A 746-nucleotide genomic window follows, 5' to 3' on the forward strand; every position below is an offset into this window, starting at 1 on the left:
TTGCCCCATTGCTTTTTTTTATAAACAAAAAAACTGGTATTGAATTTGTCACGATGTCGAAATAGTGATACATTCAACACCAGTTTTTTTGTTTATGGTTATTGTACAGTAAAAAGCGTACCTGACACAAAAAGGCAAGCCTGTTTTTTACGGATTGTTAAGATACCATCCAGAAGTGTCACCTCAAGCAGAAAAATTCCTTAAACAAGGTTTGGAATCAGCGCCGGAAACTCCCCAAAACTGGCAGAAATCCAGGCGGCACGGTTGCCTACTTTCTCTAAAGTCTCGATGACATTAGCCTTGCTGCTGTCGGGAATCATCTGATTATGGTTGTAATAGCGCTGTGCCTCCTCGATGGCGAATTTCCCCATAAAAAGGGTTGTGAAACATTCGGTGAGGTCTGATTCGTCTTTCAGTCCCCAGGTCTTTACCTGTCGCCCCTGCGCCATCAGGACGTAGCGGTGTCCGGCTTCCCGGCTCAAAGTGATTTCATCGCGGATGATGTTGGTCGCACAGTCAACGTGTTCCTTAATCGCCCGCCATTCGTCGATGCCGATGTTGATTAAATCGGGTTCGATGCCTTCGGCGAGTTGGGCGATTTTCGCTTTGCGGTCGGCTTCCAGGCTCAACAATTCCTGCTCAATGGTGTCAAAATCTTCGGGAACGCCCAGCACCTCCAACCCCTGCCACTGGTCTTTCTTGCGCTTGATGGTGATGACTTTGGCTTCACCGGGGAGGATTTTCAA

General features: G+C 47.5%; 1 protein-coding gene. It reads right to left on the reverse strand.

What is annotated here, in order from left to right; genetic code table 11:
• Positions 1–200: 200 nt before the first annotated feature.
• The coding region (locus tag AABK37_RS41670) for a hypothetical protein (protein ID WP_432557224.1) at positions 201–746 on the reverse strand (546 nt) is incomplete at its 5' end.

Origin of the sequence: Tolypothrix sp. VBCCA 56010 (assembly GCF_050875635.1) — a bacterium.
Lineage (GTDB): Bacteria > Cyanobacteriota > Cyanobacteriia > Cyanobacteriales > Nostocaceae > Hassallia.